Origin of the sequence: Cyclobacterium plantarum (assembly GCF_011290685.1) — a bacterium.
GTDB lineage: Bacteria > Bacteroidota > Bacteroidia > Cytophagales > Cyclobacteriaceae > Cyclobacterium > Cyclobacterium plantarum.
The window spans coordinates 278654-299395 of record NZ_JAANYN010000007.1 but is presented as its reverse complement, the minus strand read 5'-3'; the positions used below and the strand labels follow the sequence as shown (position 1 = coordinate 299395).

17 protein-coding genes are annotated in these 20742 nt (G+C 42.4%); 2 read left to right on the top strand and 15 right to left on the bottom strand.

The annotated features are described in order from the left end of the window. Positions 1-17 precede the first annotated feature (17 nt). The 4 genes from hslU to G9Q97_RS17425 form a co-directional block, all read right to left on the bottom strand. Entirely contained in the window at positions 18-1412 is a 1395-nt protein-coding gene (gene hslU / locus G9Q97_RS17440; RefSeq protein WP_166149113.1) for an ATP-dependent protease ATPase subunit HslU, read from the bottom strand. 2 nt (positions 1413-1414) lie between these two features. Next, complete coding sequence (gene lon, locus G9Q97_RS17435; RefSeq protein ID WP_166149111.1) at positions 1415-3901, bottom strand: endopeptidase La; 2487 nt, start codon at positions 3899-3901, stop codon at positions 1415-1417. A gap of 198 nt (positions 3902-4099) precedes the next feature. After that, positions 4100-5419, bottom strand: a complete 1320-nt coding sequence (gene rseP, locus G9Q97_RS17430) for an RIP metalloprotease RseP (protein ID WP_166149109.1) — start codon at positions 5417-5419, stop codon at positions 4100-4102. A 3-nt stretch (positions 5420-5422) separates the two neighbouring features. Then, a complete protein-coding gene (locus tag G9Q97_RS17425; protein ID WP_166149107.1) occupies positions 5423-6586 on the bottom strand; it encodes a 1-deoxy-D-xylulose-5-phosphate reductoisomerase in 1164 nt (387 codons plus the stop codon). 246 nt (positions 6587-6832) lie between these two features. Here G9Q97_RS17425 and G9Q97_RS17420 point away from each other — a divergent pair, with 246 nt between their 5' ends. Beyond that, the gene (locus tag G9Q97_RS17420; RefSeq protein WP_166149105.1) at positions 6833-8296 is read left to right on the top strand and encodes a S1C family serine protease; all 1464 of its coding nucleotides are present in this window, start codon (positions 6833-6835) and stop codon (positions 8294-8296) included. Positions 8297-9363: 1067 nt separating this feature from the next. Here G9Q97_RS17420 and G9Q97_RS17415 read toward each other — a convergent pair. The 7 genes from G9Q97_RS17415 to G9Q97_RS17385 form a co-directional block, all read right to left on the bottom strand. Further along, complete coding sequence (locus G9Q97_RS17415) at positions 9364-10323, bottom strand: hypothetical protein (protein ID WP_166149103.1); 960 nt, start codon at positions 10321-10323, stop codon at positions 9364-9366. A 19-nt stretch (positions 10324-10342) separates the two neighbouring features. Further along, entirely contained in the window at positions 10343-11752 is a 1410-nt protein-coding gene (locus tag G9Q97_RS17410; RefSeq protein ID WP_166149101.1) for an MBOAT family O-acyltransferase, read from the bottom strand. A 281-nt stretch (positions 11753-12033) separates the two neighbouring features. Beyond that, positions 12034-12414 carry a hypothetical protein gene (locus tag G9Q97_RS17405; RefSeq protein WP_166149099.1) on the bottom strand — a complete coding sequence of 127 codons (381 nt, stop codon included), beginning with the start codon at positions 12412-12414 and terminating at the stop codon, positions 12034-12036. Between the two features lie 93 nt (positions 12415-12507). Beyond that, positions 12508-13539, bottom strand: a complete 1032-nt coding sequence (locus G9Q97_RS17400) for a serine hydrolase domain-containing protein (RefSeq protein ID WP_166149097.1) — start codon at positions 13537-13539, stop codon at positions 12508-12510. Between the two features lie 120 nt (positions 13540-13659). After that, positions 13660-14868, bottom strand: a complete 1209-nt coding sequence (locus tag G9Q97_RS17395; RefSeq protein WP_166149095.1) for a PQQ-dependent sugar dehydrogenase — start codon at positions 14866-14868, stop codon at positions 13660-13662. Positions 14869-14946: 78 nt separating this feature from the next. Beyond that, positions 14947-16062, bottom strand: coding sequence for an acyltransferase family protein (locus G9Q97_RS17390; RefSeq protein WP_246255766.1), 1116 nt, complete (start codon positions 16060-16062; stop codon positions 14947-14949). A 7-nt stretch (positions 16063-16069) separates the two neighbouring features. After that, positions 16070-16630, bottom strand: a complete 561-nt coding sequence (locus G9Q97_RS17385; RefSeq protein WP_222852018.1) for an ankyrin repeat domain-containing protein — start codon at positions 16628-16630, stop codon at positions 16070-16072. 231 nt (positions 16631-16861) lie between these two features. Here G9Q97_RS17385 and G9Q97_RS17380 point away from each other — a divergent pair, with 231 nt between their 5' ends. Then, a complete protein-coding gene (locus G9Q97_RS17380) occupies positions 16862-18910 on the top strand; it encodes a helix-turn-helix domain-containing protein (protein WP_166149094.1) in 2049 nt (682 codons plus the stop codon). Positions 18911-18933: 23 nt separating this feature from the next. On the opposite strand, the gene G9Q97_RS17375 is transcribed toward G9Q97_RS17380, so the two are convergent. From G9Q97_RS17375 to G9Q97_RS17365, 4 genes are all read right to left on the bottom strand, one after another. Next, positions 18934-19401: a DinB family protein gene (locus G9Q97_RS17375; RefSeq protein ID WP_166149092.1), complete on the bottom strand. Its 468-nt coding sequence runs from the start codon at positions 19399-19401 to the stop codon at positions 18934-18936. Positions 19402-19437: 36 nt separating this feature from the next. Further along, positions 19438-19566, bottom strand: a complete 129-nt coding sequence (locus G9Q97_RS25405) for a helix-turn-helix domain-containing protein (RefSeq protein WP_394353000.1) — start codon at positions 19564-19566, stop codon at positions 19438-19440. Positions 19567-19883: 317 nt separating this feature from the next. After that, entirely contained in the window at positions 19884-20294 is a 411-nt protein-coding gene (locus G9Q97_RS17370) for a hypothetical protein (RefSeq protein WP_166149090.1), read from the bottom strand. Between the two features lie 106 nt (positions 20295-20400). Further along, on the bottom strand, positions 20401-20733 hold the full coding sequence (locus tag G9Q97_RS17365; RefSeq protein ID WP_166149088.1) for a hypothetical protein: 333 nt from the start codon (positions 20731-20733) through the stop codon (positions 20401-20403). Positions 20734-20742: the final 9 nt, after the last annotated feature.

Here is a 20742-nt window from a genome sequence, read left to right as displayed (position 1 = left end):
GTGCATTAAAGGACTTATTACAATATGTATTGGGAAAGGTCCCGGTTTTTTACCAGGGAACTGAGTCTTTCCTGAACCATTTCTTTGGTAATCATGATTTTGCTATTGGGTTGGATGGTATCAGGAACTTCAAATAGAAAATCATTCAAAAGATGACTCATTACCGTGTGCAATCTTCGGGCACCGATATTTTCTACCTCCTCGTTAATGCTGAAGGCCAGGGTAGCGATCTCCTGAATGGCATCATCTGTGTATTCCAAATAAACCTGCTCAGATTCAAATAAAGCCTGGTATTGCTTGGTCAGGGCATTTTTTGGATCTTTAAGGATTTTATAAAAATCCTCCTGGGTAAGGCTGGTCAACTCTACACGTATGGGAAACCTGCCCTGAAGCTCTGGTATAAGGTCTGAGGGCTTGCTTACGTGGAAAGCACCTGCGGCAATGAATAATACATGGTCGGTATGCACCAACCCGTATTTGGTGTTTACGGCACTCCCTTCCACAATAGGTAAAAGATCTCTTTGCACACCTTCCCTGCTCACATCGGGGCCTCCTCCGTTTTTGCCTGATCCGGAAGCAATTTTATCGATTTCATCAATAAAAATGATCCCGTTGTTTTCAGCGAGTTTGATGGCTTGTTCCTTCACTTCATCAAAATCGATTAATTTGGAAGCTTCTTCCTCCATGAGGATTTTTCTTGCTTCTGCAATGGAGACCTTTCTCTTTTTTGTACGCTTGGGCATCATATTGCTGAGCATGTCCTGAAGGCCTGCCATGCTGGCTTCATCCATCATGCCATTCCCGATCATGCCTATACCAGAGGAGGAAGACTGCTTGACATTGATTTCAATTTTTCTGTCTTCCAGTTCACCGGCTTTCAATTTTTCTTTAAAACGCTCTCTCGTTTTTTCATTGAGCTCCTGTTCGGTGGCATTGTCAGGATTGAAATCATCTTTACCGGAGGAATGGCTAAACCCTTTGCCCTTAACCGGAGGAATCAGGATATCCAAAAGCATATCTTCAACAATGATCGCAGCTTTTTCTTTTACTTCTTCGTTTTTGGCTTCCTTTACCAGGTTCACTGCCTGTTCCACCAGATCCCTGACCATAGATTCCACATCCCGCCCCACGTAGCCTACTTCAGTAAATTTGGAGGCCTCTACCTTGGTAAATGGGGCATTGGCGATTTTAGCCAGCCTGCGGGCTATTTCGGTTTTACCCACCCCGGTGGAGCCAATCATCAGTATGTTGTTGGGAACAATATCTTTTTGAAGCTCGGACTTGACCATCAGCCGCCTGATCCTGTTTCTTAAGGCAATGGCTACATTTCGTTTGGCATCATTTTGGCCAATGATGTATTTATCCAATTCAGCAACTATTTGCTTTGGTGTCAAATGATTCATGTTTTCCATTTTTAGTTTTCCCTGGATTTACTGGCTTCATTATCAAAAGTAAACTTGACAGGGTGAGCTACAGTTTCTTTCAGCAGTGCAATATCCAAGACTTCACTGACATGGTCTACGAAATGAAATTGAACTCCTTTCAGGTAGCTTTCGTCGATTTCCTCAATGTCTCGCATGTTTCTTTTACAGAGGATAATGTCGTCTATTCCGGCTCTTTTGGCGGCCAGGATTTTTTCTTTAATTCCGCCGACTGGCATCACTTTACCTCTTAAGGTGATTTCTCCAGTCATGGCCAGTCTGGATCGTACTTTTCTCTGCGTGTATACGGAGGCTATAGCGGTAAGCATGGTAATCCCTGCCGACGGCCCGTCTTTGGGGACAGCTCCCGCAGGTACGTGAATGTGCAAGTCATACTGATCAAATACCCTATGATCGATATTTAAGCTCTCTGCCTGGGATTTTAAATAAGAAATTGCCGTCATGGCAGATTCTTTCATGACATCCCCCAATTGACCGGAAAGGGTAAGTTTTCCTTTTCCCCGGCTGATACTGGCCTCAATGAAGAGTATTTCCCCGCCTACTGAAGTCCAGGCAAGACCGGTTACCACTCCCGCCAGGGAATTGTCCTGATAAATTTCCTTGTCAAACACTTCACCGCCCAGTATTTTTCTAACCTGCTGTGGGGTGATTTTTTTCTGGTACTCTTCCTCTGTGGCAATGGACTTGGTAATATTTCTTACCACCTTACCTATTTGCCTTTCCAGGCTTCTGACTCCCGACTCTCTGGTATAGTCTTCAATGATTTTCACCAATGATTCATGGGAGAAAACAATATCTTTCGCCTTCAAACCATGTTCTTTGCGTTGTTTGGGCACCAAATGTTTTTTGGCAATTTCCACTTTTTCTTCCATGGTGTACCCCGTCACTTCGATGATTTCCATGCGATCCCTTAAGGCCGGCTGAAGGGTTTCCAGCGTATTGGCTGTTGCAATGAAAAGCACCTTGGACAAATCATATTCCAGATCAAGGTAATTGTCCACAAAGGCATTATTCTGTTCCGGATCCAGCACTTCCAGGAAAGCCGATGAGGGATCCCCTCTGAAATCAGAACTCAGTTTATCAATTTCATCCAAAACGAATACAGGATTTGAAGACTTTCCTTTTTTCATGTTTTGGAGAATTTTTCCAGGCATGGCACCTACGTAGGTTTTTCTATGGCCCCTGATTTCGGCCTCATCATGGAGTCCACCCAGTGACATGCGTACATATTTCCTGCCCAATGCTTTGGCAATGGATTTTCCCAGTGAGGTTTTACCTACCCCGGGAGGGCCGTAAAGACATAAAATAGGTCCTTTCAGGTCCCGCTTGAGTTTCAGAACAGCGAGGTATTCGATGATCCTTTCCTTTACTTTATCCAGTCCTGAATGATCCCGGTCCAGGATTTTTTTAGCCCTCTTCAGGTCGAAATTATCGGTGGTGAATTCATTCCAGGGTAAATCTACCAAAACCTCCACATAATTCAGGGCAATCGGATATTCTGCAGCTGCCGGATTCATTCTGAGGATTTTATCCAATTCTTTGTTGAATTGAATCCCCACCTCTTTGGGCCATTTCTTCCTTTTCCCCCTGGACCGTAATTCTTCTACCTCCTTTTCCGGGCCTTCTTCTCCCAATTCGGTCTGAAGGACCTTCATCTGTTGTCTGAGGAAATAATCTCTTTGTTGCTGGTCAATGTCTGTATGGACTTTTTTCTGGATCTCACTTTTCAGCTCCAGCATTTGGATGTCCTTCATCATGAACTCCAGCAGCAGGGTAGCCCTTTCAATGCCATCATTGATTTCCAGTAATTTTTGCTTGGATTCTACTGGAGCATTGATGTTGGAAGATAAAAAGTGGGTCAGAAAAGGCGTACTGTCAATATTGTCCAGAGCTACCTGAGCCTCCCTGGGTATTTCAGGGTTCAGCTGTAATATTTTGAATGCAGCTTCCTTAAGAGATTGTTCCAGCGCCTCTATCTTCTCACTGTTGTTGGGGAATGTTTCCTCCAAAAACCGGACATTGGCCAGGAAATAGGGATCTTCTGTAATTTCATTTTCTATCCGAAAGCGTTTTTTCCCTTGTATGATAATGGTGGTATTGCCATCTGGAAGCACAATCATTTTGATGATTTTGGCCAAAGTGCCCACATTATAAATGTCTTCCCAGGAAGGGTCTTCCATATTCGGGTTTTTTTGGGCGCAGACCCCTATTAATTTATCTCCCTTTTGTGCTTTTTTAACCAGTTTAATGGATCTTTGCCTCCCAACAGTAATGGGTATTACTACCCCGGGAAATAACACCGTGTTTCTTACGGAAAGAATAGGAATTTCTTTTGGGAAATTTTCATCTTTCAACGTGCCTTCATCATCATCATCAGTAATCAGTTGTATCAGATCACCCTCTCCTGAATAATCGCCTAACATTAATGAATGATATAATTGATTGTCGTTATTGCTCATACAGACATAATGACAGGTATCCTGTCATGTTATTTTTTTAATATAAGAAAAATCCCCTTGAGTTTAGAGATTGTATTAAGATTAACCAAGGCTTATGCCAAGTTGATCCTGGTAACAAATTGTCAGTGATTTAAAAATCCAAACCAACTAATGTTATGAGATCCCATCAAGGAGTAACAAAGCAATCTGCTTAAAAGGTCAGGTTCCCGTAAATAGTTTGAGAATATCGTTACCAATTGCAAATACCATGATGGCCAAAAGCAATACCATTCCTACTTTCTGGGCATTTTCCAGGAAACGGTCGGATGGGCTTCGGCCGGAAATCATTTCATACATTAAAAACATCACGTGTCCACCATCCAGCGCAGGTATCGGCAATAAATTCATGAAAGCCAATATCATGGAGATCAAACCTGTAATCGACCAAAATTTCGTCCAATCCCAGGTGGATCCATAAATCTTGGCCATGCCTATAGGGCCACTTACATTCTTTGTGGAAACTTCCCCGGTAAACATTTTTCCCATGGCCCGGGCATTGATAATAACAATGCTAAAAGCCCTTTCCGTACCCAGAGGTATGGATTGTGCAAAAGAATATTTTTTGCGTACCGGTTCCAGTAAATTATCTACTGCGATACCAATGGTGCCATCCTCACTAACTTTGACATCTGTTAGCAATTCCTGTCCTTCTCTTTCGATAGTAAGGGTGACCTTTTCTCCCTTATTTTCAGCCAGTACTGACTGTAAATCATTGAAGTAATTCGTTTCATTGTCATTTACCGCAAGTATTTTATCCCCTTTCTGCAATCCAGCCTCTCTGGCAAAACCATCAGGACTTGTCTCCAGAACGGCAAAAGGAAACCTGATATTGATAAAATTGGACATGCTTTCCTCGTTGGAAAAGGAATTGATAAAACCATGAGGAATGGCTATCTGCATGCGTTCTCCATCTCTTTCTATGGTATAGAAGCCTCCGGAGCTTAAAAGGGCATCGCCACTACTGAGATCATTTAATGACTCATAAGGAACACCGTTAATATCTAATATTTTATCCCCATCCTGCAGACCAATTTGCTCACCGATATCGTATGCTACAATCCCGTGCTCTATTACCTGATCCCGTGAAAAATAGGTTTCTCCTTTGCTGTAAACCAAAAGGACAAAGATGATAATACCTGTTACCACATTCACAAATATGCCTCCCAACATAACTATTAAACGCTGCCAGGCAGGTTTGGAGCGGAATTCCCAAGGCTGGGGTTCAGCTGACATTTGCTCGGAATCCAGAGATTCATCAACCATGCCGGAAATTTTAACAAATCCACCCAACGGGATAGCACCAATGGAATATTCTGTTTCTTTCCATTTGAATCCGGCTATTTTTGGTGGAAATCCTATGGAGAATTTCTCGACTCTCATTCCAAACATCTTTGCTGCCAGCAAATGTCCCAATTCATGAAGACCCACCAAAATTGACAAGCCTAGTAGCAATTGCGCTACCATTATTAATGTATCCATTATTTATAATCTACTGATGATTTGTTCTGTTAATATTCTGGTTTCTTTGTCTGTTTGGATTAGATCATCCAGGCCAGGCCTTTCTATAAAACCAATCTTTTCCATTGTCTGTTCAATTAGGTCTGACATTTCAAGGAACCTGATTCTGTCCTGCAAAAATGCTGCCACCACAATTTCGTTGGCAGCATTTAGGGTACAAGCTGCGTTCCCTCCTTTTTTGAGTGCAGCAAAAGCCAGACCCAAATTTTTAAAGGTTTCCATGTCAGGTTTTTCAAATTGCAGGTTTGGATAATCCATGAAATCAAAGCGGGGAAAATTTGATTTCACCCGGTCCGGATAGGACAAAGCAAACTGGATAGGAATACGCATATCCGGTAAGCCAAGTTGTGCTTTTATAGAACTATCTTCAAATTGGACCAGTGAGTGAATGATGGATTGGGGGTGTACGACGACCTCAACCTGGTCTATTTCCAATCCAAATAGCCATTTGGCTTCTATCACTTCAAGGCCTTTATTCATCATTGAGGCAGAGTCAATGGTGATTTTCGCTCCCATATCCCAATTGGGGTGTTTCAGGGCCTGGGCTTTGGTTACCCTGCTCAGGTAGTCCCTGTTCTTTCCCCGAAAGGGTCCCCCTGAGGCCGTAAGGATTACTTTTTCTATGGGATTGTGAAATTCCCCCACCAAACATTGGAATATTGCCGAATGCTCTGAATCAACCGGGAAGATGTTGACCGCTTTCTTTTTGGCCAATTGTGTGACCAGGTCCCCTGCCACTACCATGGTTTCTTTATTTGCCAGAGCAATGGGTTTTCCGGCCTCTATGGCTTTTAATGTGGGTAGGAGACCGGCATATCCCACCAAAGCTGTCAATACGATATCTACCGTATCCATTTGTACTACATCCGCAAGGGCCTTTTGTCCGGTATAAACCTTAATTGGATGCGCAGACAAGCTTTCCTTTACCTCCTGATATAAATCTTCATTGCCTATGACCACCACGTTTGGCTTAAATGCCAGTGCCTGTTTGATAAGTAAGTCTTTGTTGTTTTGTGCAGTGAGTACCTCAGCCTGAAATTTATCGGGGTGTTGAGAGAGCACTTCCAGTGTTTGTGTACCTATACTGCCAGTGGAGCCAAGGATGGCAACTCTTTTAATTGTAGACATGGATTTGCTTTACTTGCTAAAAAAAGTATGTTGATGCATATAACATCCTATATTTTATCTGCTGACAAATTTACAAGGTTAAAGCAGTTTTTCACGTTTTTTTCTTCACTTTTTAGGAGGTTGTTTTTTTTGGCATAAATTTAGGAGGGAAATAATAGTAATTCCGGATGGTGTCATTGCTAAATTTTGTTAAAAAATTGGCAGGCATTTCATGGTTACCGTAAATTACCAAAAAGCTTTAATGTCATGCTAAAAAACCTTCTTTTAGTGGTTGTTTCTTTTTTGGCTGGAATCCTGGGTGCATGGTTTTTTACCTTTGCCCTAGAAAAGGAATTTTTCCCACTTTCAGGGGATGAATCCAACCAGCATTTCGGTTTCCAGACCACAAATATTGAAAACACTACCCCTGATTCCTTTGAAAACCCCGCTCCTCATCCCAGGGTAGATCCGGAATCCTTTATTGTGGCTTCAGAAAACAGTACCAATTCAGTGGTATTTATTAAAAATTTTTCCGGCACAGATTCCCGCAGGTATAGTGTTTTTGATTACTTCTTTGGACAAGGAGCTCCCCAACAAACGGTAAGCACCGGTTCAGGGGTGATCTTTTCAGCGGATGGATACATTATTACCAATAACCACGTGATTGACCGGGCCGAAACCATTGAGGTAATCCATAAAAAAAGGACTTATAAGGCAAGTTTGATTGGCGCAGATGCAAATACGGATATTGCCGTTTTGAAAATTGAAGCCGAAAACCTTCCCGCCATTGAAATTGGCAGTAGCAGAAACCTTCAGATAGGAGAATGGGTCCTGGCTGTTGGAAATCCATTTAACCTCACTTCTACTGTCACTGCAGGGATTGTCTCGGCCAAGGAAAGACAGATAAATATCATGGGAGGTGAATTTCCGCTCGAGTCCTTTATACAAACTGATGCACCTATCAATCCAGGAAATTCCGGTGGGGCACTGGTGAATGTGAAAGGGGAATTGGTGGGGATCAATACGGCTATCTTGAGTCGTACCGGCTCTTATACCGGCTATGGTTTCGCGGTTCCTGTGGATATTGCGGCAAAAATTGCCAATGACCTAATCCGATATGGGGAGGTGCAGAAAGCCATCCCGGGTTTGGAAGTAGAGGAGATAACGCCGGAACTCGCAGACCAAATGAACCTTAATTCTCTGGATGGAGTGATCGTGTCTCGTTTGATCCGGGACGGAGCAGCTGCCAATTCCGGAATCAAAGTGAATGATGTGATCATTGGCATCGATGGCAATCCCGTCTCTGGCAAAGGAAGTTTTGAAGAGGCATTGTCCTATTATTATCCGGGAGATAAGATAACGGTACAATTCCGAAGGGGGAATGAGCTCCAAAAATCAGAATTGACGCTTCAGAATTTACTAGGTGGTACAGGGGTGATCAAACGTACCTTTTATACTTCTCCCTTGCTTGGGGCCAAATTGGAGAAGATTAATGCCATCGAAAGAGACCGCTATGGAATTGATGCGGGGATAAAAATCACCGGACTAACCAGAGGCTATTTAAATGACTTGGGCCTGGGTGAAGGTTTTATCCTTACAAGGATCAATGATGAAATTGCAAATGATCCTGAAGAGGTGGGTGAATTTCTGGAGGAATACAGTGGCAGTCTGAAATTAGAAGGATTGACACCCGGAGGCCGGCCCTTTGTCCAGTCTTACAGTATCAGATAAGGCCATTTTCCATAAGCTGCATTTCTATGTGTTGTATAAAAGCGTTAACCAGAAAAATTAAAAGAATCAGGGAATTATTTATAGGTGTCTAATTATATAGGGGAGTGTTTTATTGGTCCTAATTGATTGTATTGAAATAGGCACGTTTCCAATAGTAATAACCAGTCTATATTGTCAATAAAGACCTATTTAATGGAAAAAGAATATAAGCCTCTGTCCCTAATTGAATATCAAAAGAGGTTCCATATAAACACTCACGTTTTACGTAATTGGTAGCTATGAATTTTGGATAAGTTTCCTAAAAGATGTAGGCAATATGCGGTCCGCCAGCCTTAGTGGTTTTAGCCCAATAAAGATGGCTCTAATACAGATTTTCCAAAAAACCACCTATGATTCCCGGAATATTTTTAACCTATGATGCGCTTCTTGCTTTTGAGAGCATCTCAAATCCAATAAATCATTTATAATTTTTGCTTTCTGAATCCAATTAAAAATCCTACGTCCTTAAATTTCCTTAATTTTGGCTAAAGCTGGGGTATTTGAAATGCTATTTTTTTGAGAAAGGGTTATTTTTTATTTAAGAGGTTTTGGCAATGATTTTTTGGCTATAATATGGTTACAATTTAAGGATCCGTCTCCTTGCATCAATTGCCATGGTCTTAGTATTTATTAAAGTGTACTAAAAAAATACATCCAAATACAAAAATTGCCTGGCTATCCCAAGGGCTTATAGAGCTAAAATTAATTCATTGATATTAAGTTATTAGCTAAGAACTTAATTCAGTGATTCAAATTTTCTTTAGTTGCACGATAGGAGCAGGTAGATCTTTTTTGGGAGACTTTATTCTCTATTAACATCGATATTTAAGCATATACTCTAATGCATTAGGCCAAGTTTTCGAAGGTTAAGAATATGTCTCGTAGGTTTTTTTAAAAGCACGGATTCAAGCTGGTTACGAAACCTATATCAGGTTTTTATGTATCTTTCAAAAAAAAAGTACTCTTGGGGCTTTTGATCTGCTTCTTTCCGCTGCTTTGCGTTAGTGCATTAATACTATTAAAATAATTTATTTAATCAAATCAACTTCTTCTTGTAATTTATTAGCTAATAATTTGGTAAAAATAATTGCGCCATCATTATTCAAATGACCAGGATCATTAAATAAATGATATTTTTTAATGAAAGTTCTATCCTCAGAAAAATCAAATATAGGGATTCTATTTTTTTCAGCAATGATCTTCATTAAAGTTAAAGAACTATTTACATTCATTCGATCAAATTGTAAAAGTTGAGGGGATACTGTAAAAATTAACTTGACATTATGCAATTTTGCATCATTAATAAATTCTTCAAACATAAGGGCAAAGTTTTTATTAATTATTTTTGATTCTTCATTTTTTTCTTTGGAAATCAATGGCTCATTTATTGGAGGAAAGGATTTTTCCATTTTTTGATTCAAAGGTCGAAAACCTTTATAGTCCATTTGTGGAACAAAAAAATATTTTAATGCATGTACAAGTGTTGAGTTTGTTTGATAGGAAGAAAATAATAATTTAAAAGTAATGAACTCTGAAGATAATGACAATATGGGATCTAATTCTTTTCTAAAATCCCAATAGTAGGGATGCAAATCTGCAAGTCTTTCATTGAATTCTTCCGAATCATACAACCAATCTTCATCAAGGTTAAGTATAACAACTTTTGGTTCATGCCTTTTCAAAATCATTTTTAGTAAGGCAGTTTGAAAAATAAGTCCCTGACCTTGAACACCTGAATTATAACAAGTCATATTTAATTCCTTTTCCAGGATATTAGATACAAAGTGTCTATTAGCATGAGAACTTCCCATAATCAACACTTCCGAACTATTATTTTGAATAGAATACGTCAATCTTGCGTACTTTCCTGTTGTCTGAGAAAAGAAAATTTTCTTTGCAATAAACCCCAAGGATATTTCTATAAGTATAAAAACTAAAAGAAATTTTATTGATTTTGAGATAAGCATTTTAAATTCCTTATTTTTCATCTCGCTGTCCACCTGGCAATTAAAATTGAAAATAAATAAACTGACTTGAATTAAAGACTCCCATGTATAAAATTAAAAAAAGGATACAGCTATAAAATCCCCATCTAACAAGTGGATATTTATTTTCCGCAAGTGAAAATGATTTATTGAAGTACTCTTTTTTTATCTCAGTGCCTAAAAGTATTGATATAGCCATTACAGCAAATACCGGTGCAATAACGTCATTATCGCTGGGTATATATAATTTTCCCGGGTTGATTATAATGGATTTTACAATATATAATGCATCATTTACATTATTGGCCCTAAAAAAAATCCATGAAAAACAGATTAGAATGAACGTTAGTAAAACATTAATAATCTTTTTGTTATTACTTTTAAATAAAACCGCTTCAATTATCAAATAAATCCCGTTTAAAGAACCCCAAATAATGAAGGTCCAATTTGCACCATGCCAGAATCCACTCACAAGAAAAGTGATAAATATATTAATTAACCATCTAGGATAAATTACTTGGTTACCTCCTAATGGAATATACAAATAATCTCTGAACCATGTAGATAAGGAAATATGCCAACGCTTCCAGAAATCACCTACTGAGGTTGCAAAATAGGGTCTGTTGAAATTTGTCATCAGTTTGAATCCGAATAAACGTGCAGTTCCAATTGCTATTAAAGAATAACCTGCAAAATCACCGTAAATTTGAAATGCAAAAAGAATTGTTGCTGCCATAAATGATAAACCAGCATGGTTATCAACATTATTATAAACAGCATTTACATATATGGCAGCTCTATCTGCAACTACCAACTTCATGAAAAATCCGACAATCATTAATTTCACCCCTTCAGAAAAGAGTTGATATGTAAAGGTTCGTTTTACATAAAATTGAGGCAATAAATTTTTTGCTCTTTCAATAGGTCCGGCAACCAATTGGGGAAAAAAACTGACAAATGCCGAAAAAGCTAGAAAGTCCTTTGTGGGTTCAAGCTTTCTTTTATATACATCTATGCTATAACTCAAAGTTTGAAAAGTATAAAAGCTGATACCTACAGGCAAAATGATATTCAATGAACTAGCTTTAATTTCTTTTCCGAAAAATGAAAAAGCGGTTATAAAATTGTCAAGAAAAAAGTTGTAATATTTAAAGAAGGCAAGAAAACCCAAGTTTACTAAGATACTTGTCCACAATAATATCTTTCGTTTAGTCTTATTATTTTGTATTAAAAGTCCAAGTCCTACCAAATAATCAACAATGGTGCTGAACAAAATTAAAGAAAGAAATCTCCAATCCCACCAACCGTAAAAAAGGTAACTGGCGGCAACAATCAGAAAATTCTGTAATTTCAAGTTTTGGTCTTTCACTAGCCAATAAAGTAGAAAAACTGTTGGCAAGAATACAGCAAAGTCTATGGAATTAAAAAGCATCTTTTTTATTTATCCTTTAAATGTTAATTTTTACCGCTGTCGTTTTTTAGTAGGACATTCATCTTCTGATTTAAGCTATGTTGAGAAAGAATGTTGCGGATATCTAGATCATGAACCCTGTTCCATTCTTTCTATTCTTTCTCAAAATAGGGAATTCGGACAAGGAATCGGTCAACTTTCTTCATAATTATTTAATTCTGTAGTAGAATTTACTTAAAACTTATCTTCCCCCTCAATTAGATGAGGAATCAGCCAACACTTCTTGCCTGCCATAGTTGTTATCAGCTCAATGCCACTAGCAAACTTGTAACGAACATGCCAAAGGCTACCGGCGCCCAGATTCGTTCAATTTTACTGGGGGTAATGGCATTCATAACGGTTCCCAATGCAAAAAAGACCACCATCACCCATATCCCTACCGAGGAAATGGATTGGAGTTCCGGAAATACCCGCCCCGCCCTTGCCCATGCAATGGCCAGCATTCCTCCTAATACCAAGGCGTTGACAATGGCAATGGCCCTCATTTTCGGGGGGTATTTGCCGGGGTATTTGCCACCCATGGAAGCGGCACCCCAGGGCATGCCGGCAGCCAGACCAAGCTGAAATAGGATCACGATACTTGTCAGGGCGGTGAAAAGGATAAGGGATACCGTTACTGTCATTGTTTTTCCTTCAATTTACTAAAAATCCATTTTCCCTGGTTGGAAACAGGTAAGAAATCCACATTCATTGAAACAAACCGCTTACTTTCTGTATCAGGTTCCGTATCGCTTGCGAAGGATTTTACCAATTCGATTGAAGGTGATTTCCGATAATCCCCAGGTGTATCCGTCAAAATTCGTCGTATTTACCAACTGGATCACCACCGTATCGATATCTTTGTAGTACCGGGCGAAGCTCTGATAACCGGGAATCAGGCCGGTGTGCTCGTATACGTAAATGGAGGAATAGACTTCCTGTTCCTCATCCGTCAACAGAGATCCGTCGTTTAGTGCCCGGAGAAAGGTACCTACATCCCCGGCGCTCGCTATCATGGAGCCGTAATCCGTTGTCTTGATATCTTCTTCCACGCCCACGTAATACCCACTCATCAGGTTCTCCAGATCGATGTCTTCCAGGGAGCCAAATGTATTCTTCAGACCCAGGGGAAGGAAAATCTGCTCTTGCATGTATTGGAATTTCCCATACCCCACCCGCCTTTCGATCAGTTGGGAGAGCAACAGGTAATTGGTATTCGAGTAGGCGTAGGCAGCGCCCGGTTCAAAATCGGCCGGCATGTCGAGCACCCCTGCCAGTGCCTCTTCGCTGCTCGCGGGCGGATTGATCCAAAAATCGGGTGTATCCGTGAAATTGGGAATACCACTCCTATGCTGCACCAACATGCGGATGGTAATCTGTTCGGCATATTCAATCCTTCCTGCCAATTCGGGGAAATAATCCGTGAGTGTGTTGTCCAGGGACAGAAGTTTTGCCGCGACCAGCTTTGCGATCAGCACGGCATCGTACAATTTGCCGATGCTGGCAATTTTAAACAGGGCATCGGGCCGGGCAGGTAGTTCCGCTTCGCGGTTGTGCCAGCCGGCGGCGTAATACTCGGGTGCTGCTCCCTTTCGGTCCACATACACGATAATGCCATCCAGGTCATGCTTCAGCGCTGCCTGAACTTCGTCCTCAACCGTAGCGGGAAGTGGCGTCAACCAGGCAACTAAAAGCGTCCAGGGCACAAAATAAAGGGAGATTGGTGTAGCTACAAGTAATGTAATGCGGAGGATTTGTTTCAGGGACATGTGAAATTGGTTTAATATAAATGCTGATTTTGAAAAGGAATAGCGGCTCAGGTCCGGAGTGCGGCAAAATGGTAAACATTTCAACTACATCCATAATTCAAAGCAGCTTTCCGGGACAAATTACATATCATCAGGCTCTTTTTTAGGGAGCTGCCGAATTTTTATGATTTTCCCATTCGCCCGTCGGAGATCATTTCGCTCCACCAAGGCAAGGAGGTCGCCACCTGGGAGCTGTTTTATGGTCCTCACCCGGCCGGTTACATTCAATGCTACCGTTTCCTGTGTTTCCGGGTTGTATTTCATCAGTCTCCTAAAGGCCAGGGAACCGAAAATAAAGTGATCATTCCAGTCGGAAATCCTGCTTTCCGACACCTTTAGCAGACAGGAAGGCGCCAATGCCTGTCCGCCGCTGGGTGTCGGCACGGTCCAGATATGTACGGGTAAAACGGTAAAACGAGAAGCTGAATCTTCCGATAGGGTCGACACCTGGGCGCCGTCATAGTTGACGCCGTAGCTGAAGAGCGGCCAGCCGTAATTACCTCCCTTTTCAATGATATTGAATTCATCCCCTCCTTTCGGGCCATGCTCCAGTCCATACAGTGTATCAGATGATCGCTCATAGAATAGCCCCTGCACGTCTCGGTGGCCATAGCTCCAAATGCTCGTCGGTGATGTGCTTCCATCAAATACCGGATTATCAGAGGGGATGCCTCCATCTTCCCCAAGCCGATGAATTTTCCCCGCATCGTGGTTTAAATCCTGAGCATGCATAATGGGATTTGTGCTCGTTGAAAAGTCTGAATTCCCGACGTTTAGAAAAAAGTGACCTTCGTCTTGCCAAGCTATCCGCATACCGTTTCCGGTATAATTTTGATCTCTGGTAATAAAAATCGTCTCAAACCGGTCAATGGTATGATTTTCCAGGGTAAGCCTGGATACCTTGGCAAAACCGTCTTCGGCCAGATAGCAAATGTAAATCCATCCGTTTGACGCGTAGTCGGGATGGAGGCTTATATCCATGAGGCCGCCATGCAAAATTGCCGGCAGGCCCGGAACACCGAAGGTCACCACTGCTGGAAGTCCCATCAGTTCGGTGAGGTTATTCCCGTCCAAATGGAACATCTTCCCTATCCGGTCGGTAATGAAATATTCCTCTTCGCCAACAATCGCTATACCATAAGGGATGGTAAAGCCTGTTGCTACAGTATCTATGACAAAAGAATCGTCAGCAATAGGAAAGGGAGCCTCTGGCACAACTATCATGGCATCGGTACAACCAAGCAGGAAGATCCCCGCGCCAATCGATAAAATTTGGGATTTGATTTTCATGATTCTCTCTATTTTCGGTGTTTTACTTAGCCTGCGCAGGTGCCGCCTCTCGTCTTTTACTACAGGAAACCGCTGTATTCATGGAATGGCCGCTACCGCATTTGCGGAACCTTCGCCAGGGGCTTCCATTTCCCGGGCTTGCTTCTTCATCCCGAACAGCGGCCTTAATAACCCTACCCGGCTGATAAGCCCCTCATAGAGGAGAAAGCATCCGACAAAGGTAAATCCGCTGATTGCGATAAATTTCGCTGGGGTTGGTATAGCCAGTGGCAGTACCAGGGCAGCTACGGCATACAAGACCGCCATGTGGACGATGTACACCGGATAGGCCGCCTGACTCAAATACGTAAGCGATCGACTAGGCCGGTTCAGATAGCGGTAGCCCAGACCAAAGATGCCAAAAATCCAGCAATGGGACTCTATCGCAAGCGCGTAATCTGGTAGGTTGGTTTCAAAAAAGAAGAGCCGGATCAGATAGGAGGTCAGTGCTACTCCCAGGTAAAACCACTTCCACCGTAATACCGTTTGCCAGAAGGCTTTTCCACTGTAAACAAACAGAAAGCCAAAGAAAAAGGCCAGGAATCCCAGGAAAAACCCATGCCAGGTGAGGGCGTACATTTCAAATACAGCGGGCTGGAGAATGCGTACCTCCATTATAAAAAATATTGATACGCTAAGCGGGCCTGAGGGATTACCCATGATGGCCGATAGTTTTTTCCTGAACCCTCGAAGTGGCTTTCTCATCAACAGGAAAAAAAGAGGTGCCAGCAACAACACATAGACAAAAATGTTTCCCAAAAACCACAGGTGACCCGGGTGCGGATAATACATCAAAGGCAACTTATAATATTGCTGGAAAACAAAGACGTGCAAGGGCGCTACGACAAACACCCCAAACGCAAAGGGCAAAAGAATTCTTTTTGACCGCTCTTTTACCAATTGGCCCCCATTTCTTTTCCGGATAGCAAAATAGACACCCATTCCGGAAACGTAAAACAGGAATGGTATGCGCCATACATTCAACATGGACATCAGTTTCCACAGACTTTCCATCGGTACCTCACTCCGGATAAAGCCGATAAATGCGGCCCAGGGCTGAAACACAATCGCAATGTGGTAAATCAGCAGCAACGCGATGGCTACTACCCGCAGCCAATCAATATCGTATCTTCTTTCATTTTCCATTACGCTCATCCTATAGTTATTGAAGCATCATGGCAATGACGGGGCGGGTCTTTTCCAGTTCCTTCAGGTCAAGTTGTAAGCCCAAAGGTCCCAATTGCGTCTGCATCATTTCATACACCGGTTTGACGGCCTCAAACGGCCCCATGACGGTTTCCCTGGGCGTAGCCCCGTACTCGTTTCGCAGGGATTTATCAGCCGCCGCATCCAGCAATGCCTGAACCAATTCTACCCGACAGAAAAAAGCCGCCACGTGGAGCGCTGTAGATCCATCGTTATTTTTTGCCGATAAGTCCGCTCCGGCGTCAATGAATTGTCGGGCGATATCGCCTTTTCCAAAAGTTATCGCTGAGATCAGAGGCGTGGCTCCGCCAAGCGGTTCCTTTTTATTGATATTCGATCCTGCATCAATGTGCTGCTTAACCACAGCAACATTTCCGGCTAGCACGGCGGCATGAATATCCATATCGGGTGCTTTATTCCCTTTTTCATTTCGTCGTTCAGATGATGGGGAACAGCCGAATGATAAAGCGAGCAACAAACCGATACATACAAAGGCATTCATTCTTTTCGTTTTCATAGTTTTGAAATTATTTGTTTGAAATTTTATTTCCTACAAAGGTCATCAAGCCACCTAAATCAGATGTAACTGCGATGTTGCCAAAAGCATGAATTTTGAAGAGGAGATAAAAATTATGGCGCAGAAGTATAAATTATGACGCAAAGCCGGATTTTTCGGATAGAAAACGACCCTCTCCAAGCCGTTTGTATTGTCGGAATTATTTGTAAATTCGATTGTTAAAATTTCCTCATGGAAGACCCATCCATTTCAGGCGAAGCATTTATCGATGCCGTAGAGGCCGTTGTCCTGGACAATGTGTCGCGGGAAGACTTTGGGGTGTCCGAACTGGCAGAAGCGATGAACATGAGCCGTTCTAACCTGCTCCGGAAAATCAAAAAACACACCCTTCTATCTGCCAGTCAGTACATCCGGCAGATAAGGTTAAAAAAAGGATTGGAATTGCTGAAACAAACTTCTTTGACAGTTTCGGAGATTTCCTTTCAGGTGGGTTTTGGAAGCACTTCCTATTTTATCAAATGTTTTCGGGAGCACTTCGGCTACGCTCCGGGTGAGGCCAGAAAAATCAGGAAGGAACAAGCAGTCCCTTCCCGATTCGTTAAAAAATACCGGATTTCCGCATTGGCAGGGCTTCTGGTTCTGTTATTTGCTATTGCTTTTTTTGTCTTGAGGTCTTTAATACCTGCTGGTGGTACGGGCCAGGATAAATCCATTGCCGTTTTGCCCTTTAAAAACGAAAGCAGCGATTCCGCTAACCTGTACTTCGTCAATGGTCTTATGGAATCTGCCCTGAGTAAATTACAAAAAATCCAGGATCTGCGTGTGGTAAGCCGAACTTCTGTGGAACAATTCCGGAATACAGACCTTGCCATTCCTGAAATAGCTGAAATTCTCCACGTCAGCTATATCCTGGAAGGTAGTGGGCAGCGTATTGGTGATCAGGTTTTATTAACCATCCAACTGGTGGAAGCAGCGACCGATCGACCGGTATGGGGAGGGCAATACAGTCGGAAAGTCGGGGACATATTTGCCTTGCAAAACGAAATAGCCAGCGAAATCACCGATGCTATCAAAGTAGTGGTTACTCCAGCCGAACTGGAACGCATCGAGAGGCAGCCTACGGACAACCTCCTCGCATACGATTATTACTTGCAGGCCTTGGAGCGTATGAATGAACAAAATCGGGAGGGGCTCCTTTCGGCCATTCCTTTGCTTGAAAAGGCGGTTGAAGAAGACTCACAGTTCGCCCTGGCCTATGCCAACCTGGCCATTTCCTACTATTACCTCGACATCTATCAGATTGAGAAACAATACACGGACCTCATCAACAATTATGCAGATAAAGCATTGCTTTACGATTCAAAATCTGCCGAAAGCCTGATTGCCAAAGCATTGTACTACCTGCACACAAAGGAGTTTCGCCTGGCCCTGCCCCATCTGGAAAAAGCACTGGAATACAATCCCAATTCTTTGCCGGTGATCCAACTGCTGGCGGATTTCTACGCACGCATTACGCCAAACACCGCCCGGTACCTGGAATATGCACTGAAAGGCATTCAACTGGACGTGGGCACGCAAGACTCAGTAACCAAAAGTTATACCTACCTGCACCTGAGCAATGCCCTGATCCAAACCGGCTTTGTAGACGAATCGATCCGGTATATCAACCAATCAATAGCTTTCAACCCGGACAACGAATATGCTCCTTTCCTGAATGCCTATATACGCTACGCCAAAAACAGGAACATAAAGCAGACTACTACGCTGCTTTTGCAGGAATGGCAAAAGGATAGCAGCCGGCTGGACATCCTGCAGGAAGTGGCAAAAATGCATTATTTCCAGGAAGAATATGCCAAAGCCTTTGTCTATTATGAGCAATTCGTCGCCGAAAGGGAGAGACAAGGTCTGGGCATTTATCCACAGGAGGACATCAAAATTGGGCTGGTGTACGAGAAAATGGGATACCCTGATCGCGCCGCCGAATTTTTCGATTCCTATGCCCAATACTGCGAGCGAGACCAATCCATTTACAAAAGTGCCAGCATGGCTGTATTGTACGCCCGTGAAGGAAAAATAAAGCAGGGCATTGAGCAACTGCGCATTTTTTCCAACCAGGAAGATTACCAATACTGGATTCTCTTGTTTTTCGAGAAAGACCCGCTAATCGCTCCCCTCAAGGAACATCCGGAATTTGAGACCCTGATGCAGCGGATAAAGGATCGGTTCTGGAAAAAGCATGCGGCCCTCAAAAAATCATTGGAGGCCAAGGGATTGATTTAGTGGCAGGAGTGTTTTGGTATTTTTTAGTCCCATATTTCCGGACAACGAATTTTCATTGTTCTTAAATACGAAAGGAACTGGCCTGCGTGAACAGATTCGTGATATCCAATCCGTAGTAAATATGCTCCGAGAATTTTCTTTTCACCATTTCCAGGGTGAATGATTTCGGTTTCGGTTAATTCTGCATCCGAAAATTGGGCAACAGTTTTTAAAAACGCTTTTCTATGAGGGTCAGCAAATTCAAGTTCATCTGCAAGGCTAATGAATGGTCGATTTTTCCAGGGCGTTTGGTAGTTTATCATACTCTCATTTCTGATGATACGATTCCATCCATAATCGGCTTCCAAAATATGCCTAACCATTTCTAAGGCAGTCATTGCTTTGTCGTCGGGTTTCCAATGATAATGGCTCTCGGGAAGCCCATTCCAAAGCTTTATGCTTCTTCTCCTTATCTCTGTAAAATTCAAAATTATAAGTTCAGATTGAGTCATTTTTTTCGTTTTCGAGAATGCCACCTCACATTACCGCTAACGCCAAAGTATGAATCGTAGCTTTGGTTGGTGCGGTGGGTGTATGTGGATATGATTTCTTATACCGATTAGCTCACCAAGTTGTTCCTGGGTTAGTTTATGCTCCTTGCGAGCAGCCTTGATCATAGAACAATGAGCTCGAGTTTAAGCTCAAATTCAAATTCGTCTCTTCGCGCTGTCCCAAGCTTGCCTATTAGCAAATCCTGCGTCTCGTCTAATTTATATGCTTTCATCTTCCTTTCTTTTTCCATTCATCGTATTCGAGCCTGATATGCATCAATTTTGGTTTTCAAATTAATCAATTCGGATAAAAATCATTCGCTTCTTTTGCCTTTTACTTTGAAAGCAACGGATTAAGACCAATATCCAGTAAAGGATTACCCTTTATTAGCCAATTCGTGGACCATTATCTATGAAGATCCTTTCTTTCTGGTACGGATCGGCTACTGACCAGGTAATGCCCTATTCCCGATCAGTGTGTTGCCGTTGATTTCGATGATCATTTGCTGGTTTTTGAAAAATATTTTCAATTCATCCGTATAGGTAAGCCGCAGGTAGCCTTCACCTGCCGCCAGGAGCTCATCGTCCAAAAACAGGCGCCCTTCGAATGCGTGCAGTCGTAGCTGCTCCCGATCCATTCCCAGGTGTTTTTTCAGCTCTCCTCTGACAAAGGTATATTGCCCCATCTGGTCCGGATAGGCCCCGGGATCAGCGAGACCGTCATCGGAAGGAAGGGAAACAGGCTGCCCTCTCGCTGTCAGGTACAGGTCCCGCAGCAATTGCAGGATGGGGGTATTGCCCCAGTTGGAGGTGATGCCTATAAAATCACCACTATCCGGCATGCGGATGATCACGCTCTTGGTGCCGTATCCGCTGCCGGCTGCAAAATAGATCTGCTCCTCTCCAAAATACTTGATATTTACCAGCGGTTTTGATGATCATTACCTGGCATTTCTTTCCCTATATTTTCTTCGCAATATAAAACCCATAACTGTAATAGGCCTTGTATTTTTGATACAATTCCATTTTCGTATCTTCAACCACTTTTCTGGGAGGTTCGGAATGCGCATGCTGATCCAGAAAAGCTACAAACCGCTTTTCCAGGGGCTTATAATAATGATCAGTCCACCTTTCCGGCGAAAGACAAAAATAGGCTACCGGTGAAAACCCATTGTGCTCTAATATCCTGATTTTATCGGATGCGGTAGCGATTTCCGGGTAGGCCTGATGCCAATAATCCTCAATTTCTTTGGGCCGGGCATGGCTGATCCAGGTGATTTCACTCAGGGCCAAAAAATCCCC